Annotated in this window: 12 protein-coding genes and 1 riboswitch; of the genes, 8 read left to right on the plus strand and 4 right to left on the minus strand. The window is 66.4% G+C overall.

What is annotated here, in order from left to right; all coding sequences use genetic code 11:
• Positions 1-29 precede the first annotated feature (29 nt).
• A riboswitch (cobalamin riboswitch) is annotated at positions 30-244 on the minus strand.
• Between the two features lie 210 nt (positions 245-454).
• Positions 455-1,156 carry a phosphate regulon transcriptional regulator PhoB gene (phoB, locus tag H607_RS0110695; RefSeq protein ID WP_028875427.1) on the plus strand — a complete coding sequence of 234 codons (702 nt, stop codon included), beginning with the start codon at positions 455-457 and terminating at the stop codon, positions 1,154-1,156.
• On the plus strand, positions 1,153-2,469 hold the full coding sequence (locus H607_RS12990; protein ID WP_051240841.1) for an ATP-binding protein: 1,317 nt from the start codon (positions 1,153-1,155) through the stop codon (positions 2,467-2,469). Before phoB ends, H607_RS12990 begins: the two co-directional genes overlap by 4 nt.
• On the opposite strand, the gene H607_RS0110705 is transcribed toward H607_RS12990, so the two are convergent.
• From H607_RS0110705 to gatC, 4 genes are all read right to left on the minus strand, one after another.
• On the minus strand, positions 2,462-4,006 hold the full coding sequence (locus tag H607_RS0110705) for a hypothetical protein (RefSeq protein WP_028875428.1): 1,545 nt from the start codon (positions 4,004-4,006) through the stop codon (positions 2,462-2,464). The genes H607_RS12990 and H607_RS0110705 overlap by 8 nt on opposite strands.
• A gap of 91 nt (positions 4,007-4,097) precedes the next feature.
• Positions 4,098-5,558, minus strand: coding sequence for an Asp-tRNA(Asn)/Glu-tRNA(Gln) amidotransferase subunit GatB (gene gatB, locus H607_RS0110710; RefSeq protein ID WP_028875429.1), 1,461 nt, complete (start codon positions 5,556-5,558; stop codon positions 4,098-4,100).
• 14 nt (positions 5,559-5,572) lie between these two features.
• Positions 5,573-7,051, minus strand: coding sequence for an Asp-tRNA(Asn)/Glu-tRNA(Gln) amidotransferase subunit GatA (gene gatA / locus H607_RS0110715; RefSeq protein WP_028875430.1), 1,479 nt, complete (start codon positions 7,049-7,051; stop codon positions 5,573-5,575).
• Positions 7,048-7,329, minus strand: coding sequence for an Asp-tRNA(Asn)/Glu-tRNA(Gln) amidotransferase subunit GatC (gene gatC / locus H607_RS0110720; RefSeq protein ID WP_028875431.1), 282 nt, complete (start codon positions 7,327-7,329; stop codon positions 7,048-7,050). Before gatC ends, gatA begins: the two co-directional genes overlap by 4 nt.
• Before the next feature lie 147 nt (positions 7,330-7,476).
• Here gatC and H607_RS0110725 point away from each other — a divergent pair, with 147 nt between their 5' ends.
• The 6 genes from H607_RS0110725 to H607_RS12755 are packed head-to-tail and all read left to right on the plus strand — an operon-like array spanning position 7,477 to position 13,985.
• Positions 7,477-8,517 (plus strand): rod shape-determining protein, encoded by a 1,041-nt coding sequence (locus H607_RS0110725; protein ID WP_028875432.1) that lies wholly within the window; start codon positions 7,477-7,479, stop codon positions 8,515-8,517.
• 22 nt (positions 8,518-8,539) lie between these two features.
• A complete protein-coding gene (gene mreC / locus H607_RS12745) occupies positions 8,540-9,406 on the plus strand; it encodes a rod shape-determining protein MreC (RefSeq protein WP_083962036.1) in 867 nt (288 codons plus the stop codon).
• Entirely contained in the window at positions 9,406-9,930 is a 525-nt protein-coding gene (mreD, locus tag H607_RS0110735; protein ID WP_028875433.1) for a rod shape-determining protein MreD, read from the plus strand. The genes mreC and mreD overlap by 1 nt, the downstream gene beginning before the upstream one ends.
• Before the next feature lie 7 nt (positions 9,931-9,937).
• A complete protein-coding gene (gene mrdA / locus H607_RS0110740; protein ID WP_028875434.1) occupies positions 9,938-11,809 on the plus strand; it encodes a penicillin-binding protein 2 in 1,872 nt (623 codons plus the stop codon).
• Positions 11,806-12,966 (plus strand): rod shape-determining protein RodA, encoded by a 1,161-nt coding sequence (rodA, locus tag H607_RS12750; protein WP_051240842.1) that lies wholly within the window; start codon positions 11,806-11,808, stop codon positions 12,964-12,966. Before mrdA ends, rodA begins: the two co-directional genes overlap by 4 nt.
• Complete coding sequence (locus H607_RS12755; protein WP_051240843.1) at positions 12,963-13,985, plus strand: septal ring lytic transglycosylase RlpA family protein; 1,023 nt, start codon at positions 12,963-12,965, stop codon at positions 13,983-13,985. Before rodA ends, H607_RS12755 begins: the two co-directional genes overlap by 4 nt.
• The last annotated feature ends 38 nt before the right edge of the window (positions 13,986-14,023 follow it).

Here is a 14,023-nt window from a genome sequence, read left to right on the forward strand (position 1 = left end):
CTCGCCAGGGACACCCCGCCCCGAACATCGTTAGAGAAATCTTCGAGGCAGGTCTCCTGACTCTCGGGTCGTCATCGCCGGCCGGCCTTCCCGGGACAAACCCAGTGGCAGGAGTGGCAGGCGACTCGCCGATTACAGTTGCGGGGGCAGTTCCGGGTTTCCAGTCGATGGCGACCGGGCACCGGATTCCCTTTTCATGTCCGTTACCTTGTGGCAACGGGCAACCTCGAAGCACGATGAATTATACCGAAGATGGGGAGCTCTGCACAAAAATTGCCGTGTCGCTCCGCATCGGAATCGCCTCATCCCACTGGTGGGTCTTTATCGAGTGTCATCGTCGCAGGGATGCCCTGTGCTTCAAGCAGCCTAGTCTCACAATCGGATTTTTGTCACGAAACCGTCACCATTTCGCGATATAACGGCAATATGTCGTTCGCGGGGCTTGGGAGAGGTGATGACGGTCAACGTGTTGGTGGTCGAGGACGAACCGGCGATCCTGGAGTTGATCGCGGTGAATCTGGAACAGGCGGGGTTGCACGTGCTGCGTGCGGCCGATGCGGAGGCGGCCTTGCGGTTCATCGGTGAGGCGCTGCCGGATCTGGTGCTCGTCGATTGGATGCTGCCGGGGCTGTCGGGCATCGAGCTGGTGCGGCGTCTGCGGCGGGAAGAGCGTACGCGGGCGCTGCCGCTCATCCTGCTCACGGCACGCGGCGCCGAGGTGGACAAGGTGCTGGGGCTGGAGGCGGGAGCGGACGATTACGTGACCAAGCCCTTTTCCCCGCGTGAGCTCCTGGCGCGCATCCGGGCGGTGCTGCGGCGGCGCCGGCCGGAGGTGGGCGAGGAGGTGCTCGAGGCGGGTGGATTGAAACTCGATCCGGCGGCGCGGCGGGTGTTGGCGCAGGGAAGGGTCGTCTCCCTTGGGCCGACCGAGTTTCGTCTGCTGCAATTCCTCATGGCCCATCCGGAGCGGGTGCACAGCCGTGGGCAGCTGCTCGACCGGGTGTGGGGGGATCACGTCTTCGTCGAGGAGCGGACGGTGGATGTGCACGTGCGCCGCCTGCGCGCGGCGCTCGAACCGTACGGGTTATCGGGTCTGATCCAGACGGTGCGCGGGGCGGGGTACCGGTTTTCGGTACAGGCGACGCAGGAAGCATGAATACGGCGCAGAGGCTGCGCTTGCAGCGGCGATTTGCCCTGCGGCGGCTGGGCGGCGTGAGCATGGTCGCTGCAGTGACGGCGGCCTTTTCCTGGCCGGCAGGGCTCGCCCTGCTCGCGCTCGGTTTGGGGTGGGCGTGGTGGCGCGCCGAACGGGAGTTCTCCGAGGTAGTGGAGCTGGCGTTTTCCGGTGACCCTCTGGAGGGGTGTTCCGCGCGGGCACGCTTGGTGCTCGAACCGCTGCGGGCGCAGGAAGGGGGGTGGCGGCGCCGGGTGGAGGCGGCGCGGCGAGATCGGGAGCGCCTGATCGCGGCTTGGGATCGTTTGCCGATAGGGGTCGTGTGGTTGCAGTCTGACGGGACGATCCGCCGGCTCAACCGCCGCGCCGAGGAGCTGCTGCAGCTGCGCCGGCGTTTGCATGCGGGCCAGCCGCTCGCGCTCTTCCTGCCCGAGCCGCGCTGGGTCGAGCGTATCCGGACGGCGGGTGAGGAGGGGTTTACCGGCGAGGTGCCGCAGCGCGGTGAGACGCTGTACTGCCGCTTGCAGTGGGTGCCATTGGAAGAGGGGGAGGCGCTGCTGCTCGTCGAGGATCGTACCGAGGCGATGCGGCTCGAGCGGATGCGGCGCGATTTCGTCGCCAACGTGTCACACGAGTTGCGCACGCCGCTCACCATCGTGCGCGGCTATCTCGAGACCGCGCTCGATTCCCCCACGCCGCCCCCTCCTCCCCTGGGGGGGTATCTGGAACAGGTCCATGCGCAGGCCGTGCGCATGCAGCGGCTGGTGGAGGATCTCCTGACGCTGGCGCAACTCGAAGGAACGCAGCCGCCGCCGGCACAGTGGCTGGATGTGGCCGAGTTGCTGGAGACCGCGGCGGATCAGGCCAGAGGCGTGGCGCCGGACGGCATCACGGTGGAGGTGTCTCCGCCGCCGCGGCCTCGAGAAATCCTGGGGGTGCGCACCGAGCTCGAATCGGCTTTGGGCAATCTCGCCCTGAATGCGGTGCGCTACACCCCGGCGCCGGGACGGGTGGTGATCGGGATGCGCGACCTCGAGAACGGCGAATGCGAACTCTTCGTGCGCGACACCGGTATCGGCATCGCGCCGGAGCATGTGCCGCGCCTCACGGAGCGTTTCTACCGCGTCGACCGGGCGCGTTCGCGTGATCGCGGCGGCACGGGGCTGGGGCTGGCGATCGTCAACCACGTGGCGCAACGCCACGAGGCGAGGCTCCTCATCGACAGCGTACCCGGGCAGGGGAGCGAATTTCGGCTGCGCTTTCCCCCGGGGCGCTGGCGCGCGCGCGTCAGATGATGACGGGGTCGATCCAGAAGAAGGTGAGGATGAGGTAATCCTCGCCCTTTTCGATCACTTCCTGTACGCGGGCGCCCCGCGTTTTGTGTTCGACCCATAAATTGAGGAGCTTGGCATCGGTGCCGATCTCGAGCGGAGCGAGCAGGCGGTGCGTGCCTTCGTCACCGCGGCTCGTGTCGGGAAACCAGAAAGCGGGGTACCAGGGAGTTGGCGGCGCTCCTACCACGGGGAAGTGCTGCACCGCCGTCGGGCGGGGGATGCCGGGGATCTGCTCGAGCCCGAGGTGGATCTCGCCGTCGAAGGTGGCTTGGCGCCAGCGCACGCGCGTGAGCATGCCGCCGTAGGCTTTGGGATGTTTGCGCACGAGAAGCAGCCGTCCGGGGGGCCAGCGGGTGAGCTCGCTGCGCGCGCCGCTGCGCCGGATGCGCCACCCGCGGGGACTGCGGTCCATGGCGTCCCACTGCGTGAGGTGGGGGGAATAGAGCAGCTCGTTTTTTTCGCGCTCGCGCTCGGCGAGATCGACGTCGCTGACAGTGCCGCCGAAGAGCTGGATACGCTGCGCTTCTTCGAAAGTGCGGCGTACCGACACCGCCGTGGGCGGCTCGAATGGCTGCCCGGTGAAATAGAAATAGATCGCCGGCCAGTCGGAGACGACTTGCAGTCCTTCGTTGATTGGCTCGCGGGGTTCTTGTCGCTTTGGCGGTTCTCCCGTCCAGCGTTGTGACAGAGTCTCGAGTAGTAGACGCTCGTCGGTGGATAGTCCCGTCTGCGCAAGCCGTGCCTGTAATTTGGGTAGGAGAGCGCCGGCATCGTAGAGGCGCAGCAGCTTGGCATCGGCGAACGCGAGCGCGGGGATGGGCGGAGAGTTTCCGGCCAGATCGATGCCGTAGCGGTCGTCGATGCGATCGAGCCACTCCGGTGGCACGAACTGGGCGTAGGTGGCCGATTCGAGGGCGAGGGAGACCACCCGCGGCAGTACCGACATGGGCAAGGCGTTGGGGTTGGCGAGGTGGATGAGCGCGGCGGCGTGATGGACTTCGCGGCAGCTGAGTCGAGACGGTGAGCCGAAAAGGCCGTCATCGACGCGTCGATTGGCGACGTTGGCCCGTTCGGCCCGCAGCAGCGCCTGGTGCAATCCCCCCCAAAGGGTGTCGGGCACGCGGGTGAGCTCGAACCAGAAGATGAGCATCATGCGCAGCAGACACCAGCTCTGACGCTCGTGGGCGAGGGCGCAGTAAGGGGAGGAAGGTACTGCCGCAGGATGCTGCGTGGCCTTGGTATAGAGCTTGATGAGTTTACCCCATGCCTTCAGGTAGGGGGATTCGCGCGTGGGTGGGGTGCGGCGCGGCCAGCCGACGCGGTGCAGAGAAGCACGCAGCATATCGGCGCGATCGACGAGCTGGGAGAAGGTGTTGAACTCCTGCCCCAAGAGGCTATCGGCCAGGATCTCGAATTCGGCTGCCGGGAGTGCCGATTCCGGGGCAACGGCCAAGAGATGACGCAACCGCTCGTCGATGGATTCGATCGTCTCCTGCATGGCGGGCCCTTTTACCTATGCCGACGGAAATGGCATTGTAGCCGATTTACCCGAACGGTTTTTCCGGTCCGAACGCGATGGGAGAATCTCGTCAGGCGGTGAGTTTGCGCCGTAGCAGTTCGGTCACGCGTTGCGGGTTGGCCGCGCCGCGCGAGGCTTTCATCACTTGGCCGACGAGAGCATTCAAGGCCTTCTCCTTGCCGGCGCGGAATTCCTCCACCGATTTCGGATTGCCGGCGATCGCTGCGTCTACCAAGGCTTCCAGGGCGCTCTCATCGCTCACTTGCTTGAGTCCCTGCGCCTCGATGATCGCGTCGACGTCCGTGCCTTCACCGGTCCATAGCGCCTCGAACACTTTTTTTGCTCCGGCGTGCGAGATCGTGCCGTCGTGCACGCGCTGCACCAGGGCGGCGATGTGTTCCGGACGCACGGGGCTCTCGCCGATGTCGAGCTCGGCGCGGTTGAGTTTGGCGGCGAGCTCACCGAGAATCCAGTTGGCACAGGGTTTGGCGATCGCCTGACCGGCCGCGGCGACGGCGGCCAGATAGTAGTCGGCCAGCTCCTTGCTTGCCGTGAGGAGGTTGGCATCGTAGCGGGTGAGGCCGTGTTCGTCCACCAACCGGCGGCGCAGCGCCTGCGGCAGCTCGGGCAGATTCGCCCGGATCTCTTCGATCCAGGCACGGTCGATGACGAGCGGCAGGAGATCGGGATCGGGAAAGTAGCGGTAGTCGTGCGCGTCTTCCTTGGTGCGCATCACGCGGGTCTCGCCGCGCTCGGGGTCGAAGAGCACGGTGGCCTGCTGGACGGTGCCGCCTTCCTCGAGCGTTTCGATCTGCCAGCGGACTTCGTAGTCGATCGCCTGCTGCAGGAAGCGGAAGGAGTTGAGGTTCTTGATCTCGCGCCGCGTGCCCAGGCGCGTCTCGCCCTTGGGACGCACCGAGACGTTGGCGTCGATGCGAAACGAGCCTTCCTGCATGTTGCCGTCGCATACCCCGATCCAGCGCACCAGGGTATGCAGCGCCCGGGCGTAGGCCACCGCCTCTTCGGCCGAACGCATGTCGGGCTCGGAGACGATCTCGAGCAGCGGCGTGCCGGCGCGGTTGAGGTCGATTCCGGTCATGCCGTGGAAGTCTTCGTGCAGGCTCTTGCCGGCGTCCTCTTCGAGGTGCGCCCGCGTGATGCGCACGGTTTTCTCGTAGGCGGATTCTCCCTCGCCCACCTGGATGGTGAGCGTGCCATTTTTCACCACCGGCAGCTCGTACTGGCTGATCTGGTAGCCCTTGGGCAGGTCGGGGTAGAAGTAGTTTTTGCGCGCGAACACGCTGCGCTCGGCGATCTCGGCTTCGATCGCCAGCCCGAGGCGGATGGCGCGCTCGACGGCCCCGCGGTTGAGCACGGGCAGCGTGCCGGGCAGGGCCACGTCGATGGCGCAGGCCTGGCGGTTGGGTTCGGCGCCGAAGGCGGTGGAAGCCCCGGAGAAGATCTTGCTGCGCGTGGTGAGCTGCGCGTGGATCTCGAGGCCGATGACGGTTTCCCAGTCGGTGCGGTTCATGGCGGTTCCGTGGTTCAGAGCGGCGGCAGCTGCCGATGCCAATCGGTTTTTTCCTGGAAGGCGTGGGCGGCGAGCAGCAGCCGCGTTTCGGCGAGATAGGGGCCGATGAGCTGGCAGCCGATGGGCAGCCCCGCCGCATCGAACCCGCAGGGGTGCGAGAGCGCCGGCAGCCCGGCGAGGTTGGCCCCGATGGTATAGATGTCCTGCAGGTATTCCTGCACCGGATCCTGGTCTTTCTCGCCCAGGCGCCAGGCGGTGGTGGGCGCGGTGGGGGCGAGGATGAGGTCGCAGGAGTCGAAGGCTTGGCGGTAGTCTTCGGCGATCAGGCGGCGCAGTTTTTGCGCCTGCAGGTAGTAGGCGTCGTAGTAGCCGTGCGAGAGCACATAGGTGCCGACGAGGATGCGGCGCTTGACTTCGTCGCCGAATCCTTGGGCGCGCGTCTTGCGGTACATGTCGTCGAGGTCGGCATAGTCGGGAGCGCGGTAGCCGTAGCGCACGCCGTCGTAGCGCGCGAGGTTGCTCGAGGCTTCCGCCGGGGCGATGACGTAGTAGGCGGGAATGGCGAGTTCGGCGCGCGGCAGGGACACGTCGACAAGGCGCGCGCCCAGGGATTCATAGGTGCGGGCGGCCGCTTCGACGGCGCGGCGCACGTCGGCGTCGAGCCCCTCGACGGCGAAGAATTCGCGCGGCAGCCCCAGGCGCAGCCCGTCGAGTCGCCCGTCGGTGGCGGCGAGCGCCGCGGCATGGTCTTCGGCCGGCCGATCGAGCGAGGTGGAGTCGCGTGGATCGAAGCCTTCGATGGCCGTGAGGGCGAGCGCGCAGTCTTCGGCGCTGCGCGCGATCACGCCGGCCTGATCGAGCGAGGAGGCGTAGGCGATGATGCCGTAGCGGCTCACCCGCCCGTAGCTCGGCTTGATGCCGGTGACGCCGCACATGGCCGCCGGCTGGCGCACGCTGCCGCCGGTGTCGGTGCCGGTGGCCACGGGCACGATGCCGGCTGCCACGGCCGCGGCCGAGCCGCCCGAGGAGCCGCCGGCGATGCGGCTCGTATCCCAGGGATTGCGGCAGGGGCCGAAGTGGGAGTGTTCGTTCGCCGAGCCCATGGCGAATTCGTCGAGGTTGGTCTTGCCGATGGACACCGCGCCGGCCTGGGCGAGGCGCTCGACGACGAAGGCGTCGTAGGGCGGAACGAACTCGGCGAGCATGCGCGAGGCGGCGGTGGTGCGCACGCCCCGGGTGCAGAAGAGGTCTTTGTGGGCGAGCGGGATGCCAGAAAGTAACGAGACGTTTCCGCCGCGGCGGCGTTCGTCGGCGGCGCGGGCGGCTGCACGAGCGGCTTCGGAGGTGAGGGTGATGAAGGCGTTGAGCCGTTCCTGCAGGCTTTGCGCGCGCTCGAGCGCGGCATCGGCCAGCGCTTCGGCGCGGGTACGCCCCTCGGAGAGGGCGGCAGCGAGCTCACGCAATGAGGAGGTGAGGAGCCGTTCTGCGCTCATTCGATCACCTTGGGTACGAGATAAAGGCCGTTTTCGGCCGCGGGCGCGAGGGCGAGCAGGGCGTCGCGTTGATCCGGTTCGGTGACGGCGTCCTCGCGCAGGCGCTGCGGCAGATCGAGCGGATGGCTCATGGGGGCAACCCCGGTGGTGTCGACGGCCTGCAGCCGATCTACCAGGGCGAGGACCCGTTCGAGGTCGGCGCGGAACGCCGCGGCGCTGTCGGGGGTCAATTCGATACGGGCGAGCTCGGCGATACGGTCGAGGTCGATGGCGGGCATACGGCAGACCCTGTCGCGTCCAAAGCTTTGTAGAGTATCATATTCGCGACTCTTTTGCCGAGACTTCCCAAGGGCGGTGCCTTTGTGCCGCTGCTGCGCCGCGACCCTTTCGATCCATACGTATCCCTGCGTTTTCAAGGACCCAACATGTTCGGTTTTTTGCGCTCTTTGTTCTCCAACGATCTGGCGATCGACCTTGGCACGGCCAATACCCTCATCTACATGCGCGGTCGCGGCATCGTGCTCAACGAGCCATCGGTCGTGGCGATCCGCATCGATCCTTCCACGGGCAAGAAAGTGATTCAGGCCGTCGGGCAGACGGCCAAGCAGATGCTGGGCAAGACCCCGGGCAATCTGCAGGCGATCCGGCCGATGAAAGACGGCGTGATCGCGGATTTCGTAGTCACCGAGCAGATGATCAAGCAGTTCATCAAGAAGGTGCATTCTTCCAGCCTGCTCTCGCCCAGCCCTCGTATCATCATCTGCGTACCCTGCGGCTCGACCCAGGTCGAACGCCGCGCCATTCGCGATGCAGCGCTCGCTGCCGGTGCGAGCAAGGTCTTCCTCATCGAGGAGCCGATGGCCGCGGCGATCGGCGCCGGTTTGCCGGTGGCCGAAGCCACGGGTTCGATGGTGGTCGACATCGGCGGGGGCACCACGGAAGTGGGCGTGATCGCGCTGGGCGGAATGGTCTATTCCGGCTCGATCCGTGTCGGCGGCGACAAGCTCGACGATGCCATCGTCAATTACATTCGGCGCAACTACGGCATGCTGATCGGTGAGGCGACCGCCGAGCTCATCAAGAAACAGGTGGGGATCGCATTCCCGAGCTCGGAAGTGCTGGAGATCGAAGTCAAGGGGAGAAACCTCGCCGAAGGGATTCCGCGCAGCTTCACCGTGTCGTCGAACGAGATCCGTGAGGCGATCGCCGATCCGCTCAACCAGATCGTCTCGGCGATCAAGATTGCGCTGGAGCAGACGCCGCCGGAGCTGGGCGCCGACATCGCCGAGCGCGGCATCGTGCTCACGGGCGGCGGCGCCTTGTTGCGTGATCTCGATCGCTTGATCCAGGAAGAGACGGGGTTGCCGGTGATCGTGGCCGAAGATCCGCTCACCTGTGTGGCCCGCGGCTGCGGTATGGCGCTCGAGAAGGTCGATATGCTCGACACCCTCTTCACCACTGAATGATTCACGGTTTCGGGGAGTCGCGATGAATTCCCCGCTCGGTGCCTCACCCAACGTTCCGCGCTTTCATCGGACGATGTCGCCAGGGCAGCGTCTGGGGCTGGCGACGCTCGCCGCGGTGCTGCTCTTGGTACTCGATCTGCGCTTCGGGGCGCTGGGAGCCGTGCGCGATGCGATTTCGGTGGTACTTCGCCCAGTCCAAGAGGCGGCGCACTGGCCGGTGAAACTCGCCACCGACGGGTCGATCTATTTCGCCACGCTCGCCGAGGTGCAGGCCGAGAATGCGCGTCTGCGGCGCATCGAGATGGAGGACCGGCTGCGCGCGGCCACCTTGGCGGCGCTGGAGGCGGAAAACGCCGAATTCCGGCGCCTGCTGGGCATGAGCAAGCGTGCCGAGCTGCGTACCATCGGCGTCGAAGTGCTCTACGATGCGCCCGATCCCTTCAGCCGGCGCATCGTCGTCGATCGCGGAGCGAACGCGGGCGTGCGTCTGGGGCTGGCGGTGCTCGATGCCGAGGGGCTGGTGGGGCAAGTGACGCGCATCCAGCCGCTGGTGTCGGAGGTGACCCTGATCACGCAGAAGGACCATGCGGTGCCGGTGATGGTGCAGCGAAACGGCGTGCGCGGCGTGGTCTATGGTCTGGGCGACGGCTACCTCGAATTGCGTCATCTCCTGGCCGATGCGGACGTGCGCGCCGACGACCTGCTCGTTACCTCCGGTCTCGATGGTGTGTTCCCGCCGGGGATTCTGGTGGCGAGGGTGGTGTCGGTCGACACGGGGACGGGGTTTTCCCACATCGTGTGCGAGCCCGTGGCCTTTGGCGAGCGCCGGCGTTATCTCATGGTGGTCGAACGCGTGCCGGCGAAGGAATCGCCCGCAGGAGGAACGTGATGCAGACCGTTTCCCGCCCGGCGCGGGTATTGCAGCCGCCGCGGCCGCGCTTCATCCTGCTCACCCTGGCGCTGGCCTTCTTTTGGGATCTGATTCCCAAGGGCGAGTGGGGATTCTGGCCTGAATTGACGCTGGCGGTGCTCACCTTCTGGGCGATGCGCGATCCCGAGCGGGTGGGGGTGTGGACGGCATTCGTCTTGGGGGTGATGCTCGACGTGGGGCGTGGGGTGGCCTTGGGGCAAGAGGCGCTCGCCCTCGTATGGGTGGTCTATCTGGCCCAGCGCCGTGCGGCGCGCATCCTGTGGTTCGGCGGCTGGGGGCAGGCGCTCTTGCTTTTGCCCTTGTGGCTGCTCGCGCTCGCCTTGCAGGCGGCGGTCCGTCTGGCTGCGGGGGGCGATTGGCCGGGATGGGATTACTTTGGCACGGCCTTTGCTGATGCTGCCTTGTGGCCGATCCTGAGCTATGCCCTGTTGTGGCCGCAATGGCGGGCGGTGCGCTCGGACGCGCCGGCGTCCTTGTCCTGAGCCGGGCATGACGGACAGGGGATTGGACAGCGAAGCCGTGGTGAGCCGGACGCGTCGGCGTCTGGCGGTACTGGTCGTGTTGATCCTTGCCGGTTTTTCGGGCCTGCTCGGCCGTTTGCACCAGTTGCAGGTACGTGAGCACGCGCGCTTTCAGACGCTGGCCGAGGACAACCGCCAGGCTTTCGTGCCCATCGTGCCGCATCGCGGCCAGATTCTCGACGTGCATGGCGAGGCGCTTGCGCGTAACGTGCGGGCCTACACTTTGGAGATCGATCCGGCGCAGGTGCGCAATCTCGACGACACGATCGAGCGTCTCTCCAGGATCGTGACGATCGAGGAGAGCGATCGCAAGCGGTTCCTGCGCCAGATGCGCGATCAGCGGGGTCTGGGCAGCGTCGCCATCCGTCAGCACCTCACGGACGAGGAGGTGGCGCGCTTCGTGGCGTGGAAGTTTGCCTTCCCCGGCGTCGAGGTGCAGGCGCGGCTCTTTCGCGAGTATCCACAGGGCGAGGCGACGGCGCACGTGGTCGGCTATCTCGGGCGCATCAACGAGCAGGATCAGGAGCGGCTCGAAGCCGAAGGGCTCACGGGTGCCTATCGTGGTACCGACTATATCGGCAAGGAAGGCATCGAGTTGCAGTATGAAACCCTGCTGCACGGTACCACCGGGTGGGAGCGGCTGGAGGTGAATGCGGCGGGGCGGGCGGTGCGCCGGCTCGACCGGCGGGAGGCGGTGAGCGGCAAGGATCTGGTCTTGACGATCGATGCCCGGCTGCAGCGCTTCGTGCTCGACGCCTTTGCCGGGCGCAGGGGGGCCTTCGTCGCGCTCGACCCGCGCGACGGATCGGTGATCGCCATGGTTTCCTCCCCTTCCTTCGATCCGAAACTCTTTCTCGACGGCTTGTCCCAGGCCGACTGGGAGCGGCTTGCCTTGAGTGAGGATCGCCCCCTCTTCAACCGCGCCTTGCGGGGTACCTATCCGCCCGGCTCGACCTTCAAACCCTTCATGGCCACGCTCGGACTCACTTCGGGCAAGCGCCAGCCGGGGCAGCGGTTCGACCGGCAAGGGATGTTCGAGTATTCCGGCGTCAAGCTGTACGACAAGAAGTCCAGCTGCCAGAGTGGGGTCGATCTGCACCGGGCCTTGACCTTCTCCTGCAACGTCTATTTTTATACGCTGGGCAACGAGCTCGGAATCGATGCCATCAGTTCCTTCATGAGCAAACTGGGGTTCGGGCAGCGCACTGGCATCGACCTTCCCAACGAGGCGCCCGGCGTGCTGCCCTCGCGCGAATGGAAACGGCAGCGGTTCAAGAAGGCGAGCCAGCAGCAGTGGTTCGGCGGCGAGACGCTGTCGACCTCCATCGGTCAGGGCTACAATGCGTATACCCCTTTGAAGATGGCTCATGCCTTGAGTATCCTCGTCAATGGCGGCGTGATCCGCAAGCCGCACGTGTTGGCGGCCACGATCGATCCGGTCACGGGCGAGCGCACTCCCGTCTCCGGCGAGGTGACCGGATTCGTCAAGCTCGATCCGGCGCACGTCGATGCCGTGCTGCGGGCGATGGTCGACGGGGCGCGCATCGGGACTTCGGCCCGCGCTTTTGCCGGTGCGGCCTATTCGGTGGGCGGCAAGACCGGCACGGCGCAAGTTTTCTCCTTGCAGGGGCGAAAATACGATCCCAGTGCCACGGACGAAGACCTGCGCGATCACTCGTGGTACATCGCCTTCGCTCCGGCCGACGAGCCCCGCATCGTCGCGGCGATCATCGTGGAGAACGGTGGGCCTGGAGGTCGGACGGCGGCGCCCCTGATGCGTCAGATCTTCGATTATTATTTTTCTTCCCATGAGGGAAGCGGAGAAGGGGACGGGCGATGAACCTCATGCCGTGGCTCGCCGTCCTGCGCCAGATGGCGCGGCGTTGGGACCTCCCGCTCCTTGGATGTGTGTCGTTGCTCTTTGCCGGCGGGCAGGTGGTCTTGATGAGCGCCTCACCCGATCGGGTCGATTCCCTGTGGGTGCACCAGTGCCTGGCGCTCGCGGCGCTGTTGGTGGCCGCCCAGGTGCCTTTTCGCTGGTGGCTGCGCCTGGCCCTGCCGCTCTATCTGGTGGGGGTGTTGCTCCTGGTGGCGGTGCTGCTCTTCGGCGAGACGGCCAAAGGGGCGACCCGGTGGCTCAATCTCGGCGTGGCGCGGGTGCAGCCTTCCGAGTTGATGAAACTCGCAGTGCCACTCATGCTGGTATGGTATTTCTCCCTGCGGCGCCAGTCGCTCGCCTGGTGGGATCATGCGGTGGCCCTCGTGCTGCTGGCGATTCCGGCAGCCCTCATTCTGAAACAGCCCGATCTGGGGACGACCATCCTGGTCGTGGCCGCGGGTGGCTTCGTCCTCTTCTTTGCCGGACTCTCCTGGCGGCTCATCGTGCCGCTCGTACTGGCGTTGGCGATCGGCGTGGGGGCACTGCTCGTGCAGGGCGATCGCTGGTGCGAGCCGGACGTGGCCTGGCCCATGCTGCACGATTACCAGAAACAGCGCGTGTGCACGCTGCTCGATCCGGAGCGCGATCCCTTGGGCAAGGGATTCCATACCATCCAGGCGGCGATCGCCATCGGGTCTGGCGGTGTGTGGGGTAAGGGATGGCGCGAAGGGACGCAATCGCAGCTCTCCTTCATCCCGGAGCGCCATACCGATTTCATTTTCGCGGTGCTCGCCGAGGAGTTCGGCTTCTTCGGTGCGGCGGTATTGCTGGCGGCTTACGCGCTGCTCCTGCTGCGTGGCGCCTGGCTCTCGGCCCGCAGCCCGACCTGGGCCGGGATGCTGATGGGAGGAGCGGTGGTCGGCACTACCTTCATCTACGCTTTCGTCAACGTGGCGATGGTGAGCGGCATGTTGCCGGTGGTGGGTGTGCCTTTGCCGTTCATCAGTTACGGCGGAACGGCGCTGGTGACTCTGGCCACGGGCTTGGGGCTGCTGTCGAGCGCGGCGGCCGAACATGCCCCCGAGAGAGGTTTTTCCGGCTGGCGGAGGGTGACATGAGGCGCGTGCGGGGATGGTCTACGGCCAGCGTGTTGGTCCTCGTCGGTCTGAGCGTGGCGGCCTGCGGTTCGCCGCAGACGAAGCGCACGGCGTCCGAGGCGGGGGTGCGCAGCGGCACGGTGTCCGGCGAGGAACCGATTCCGCGCGTCGAGCCTTTGCGTCCGGCGAATGCCCGCCCTTATACCGTGTTGGGGCGCACCTACTTTCCCATGACCGAATTCTCTCCCTACCGTGAGGTGGGGGTGGCGTCTTGGTACGGACGCCCTTTCCATGGTCAGCCAACGGCCACGGGCGAGACCTACGACATGTATTCCTTCACCGCCGCGCACAAGACATTGCCCATTCCCAGCTATGCGCGCGTGACGAACCTCGCCAACGGTCGGCAGGTGATCGTGCGGGTAAACGATCGCGGTCCTTTCGTCTCCGAACGACTCATCGACCTGTCGTTCGCGGCGGCCGACCGCCTGGGGTTTGCCAACCAGGGGACGACGCAGGTAGAGGTAGAGCTGATCCTGCCCGAGGAAATCCGCCTGGCCGAAGCGCGCGGCGAGCCGATTCGCGCCCGTGGCAGTGAAAACCGGCCGACGACGCTCGCTGCCCGTTCTGCGGCTACCCCCACACCGGCGGCAGGGCGCACGCCGCCCGCGACGGAAACCGCCTCGCCCGCCGTGCCCATGATCAGTGCGCCGGTGAACGAGGCAGTGGCCGTACAGACGGCGGCCGTTCCGACGGAAGAGGCGATCGCGGCGGTCCCGCTCGCCCCCGCTGCGGTCGAGCGCACGGTTCCGGCGCCCGGCTATTACCTGCAGCTGGGCGCATTCGCCCAAGCGGACAACGCCGATTCCTTCCGGCGGCACGCGGCAACGATGTTGCCGGAGATCGACTTGCACGTGGTCGCCGCAACGGACAAGGTCCGCGTCTGGGCTGGACCATTCGTCGACGAGTCGGCGGCGCGTGCCGCGGCGCGCATCGTCACGGCACGCCTGGGGGGCGGTGCGTTCGTGGTCACCGCCCCCTGAACCGTCGCGGCGTATAATGGGGTGCTTCGCAATGTATC

The sequence above is a fragment of the Tepidiphilus margaritifer DSM 15129 genome (genome assembly GCF_000425565.1).
Lineage (GTDB): Bacteria > Pseudomonadota > Gammaproteobacteria > Burkholderiales > Rhodocyclaceae > Tepidiphilus > Tepidiphilus margaritifer.

Bases quoted from the DNA above. Each gene is read 5' to 3' on its own strand.
- gatC (WP_028875431.1), bottom strand. From the start codon at position 7,329: ATGCCCGCCATCGACCTCGACCGTATCGCCGAGCTCGCCCGTATCGAA.
- H607_RS0110705 (WP_028875428.1), bottom strand. From the start codon at position 4,006: ATGCAGGAGACGATCGAATCCATCGACGAGCGGTTGCGTCATCTCTTG.
- mreD (WP_028875433.1), top strand. From the start codon at position 9,406: ATGCAGACCGTTTCCCGCCCGGCGCGGGTATTGCAGCCGCCGCGGCCG.
- mrdA (WP_028875434.1), top strand. From the start codon at position 9,938: ATGACGGACAGGGGATTGGACAGCGAAGCCGTGGTGAGCCGGACGCGT.
- rodA (WP_051240842.1), top strand. From the start codon at position 11,806: ATGAACCTCATGCCGTGGCTCGCCGTCCTGCGCCAGATGGCGCGGCGT.
- gatA (WP_028875430.1), bottom strand. From the start codon at position 7,051: ATGAGCGCAGAACGGCTCCTCACCTCCTCATTGCGTGAGCTCGCTGCC.
- H607_RS12755 (WP_051240843.1), top strand. From the start codon at position 12,963: ATGAGGCGCGTGCGGGGATGGTCTACGGCCAGCGTGTTGGTCCTCGTC.
- gatB (WP_028875429.1), bottom strand. From the start codon at position 5,558: ATGAACCGCACCGACTGGGAAACCGTCATCGGCCTCGAGATCCACGCG.
- H607_RS0110725 (WP_028875432.1), top strand. From the start codon at position 7,477: ATGTTCGGTTTTTTGCGCTCTTTGTTCTCCAACGATCTGGCGATCGAC.
- mreC (WP_083962036.1), top strand. From the start codon at position 8,540: ATGAATTCCCCGCTCGGTGCCTCACCCAACGTTCCGCGCTTTCATCGG.
- H607_RS12990 (WP_051240841.1), top strand. From the start codon at position 1,153: ATGAATACGGCGCAGAGGCTGCGCTTGCAGCGGCGATTTGCCCTGCGG.
- phoB (WP_028875427.1), top strand. From the start codon at position 455: ATGACGGTCAACGTGTTGGTGGTCGAGGACGAACCGGCGATCCTGGAG.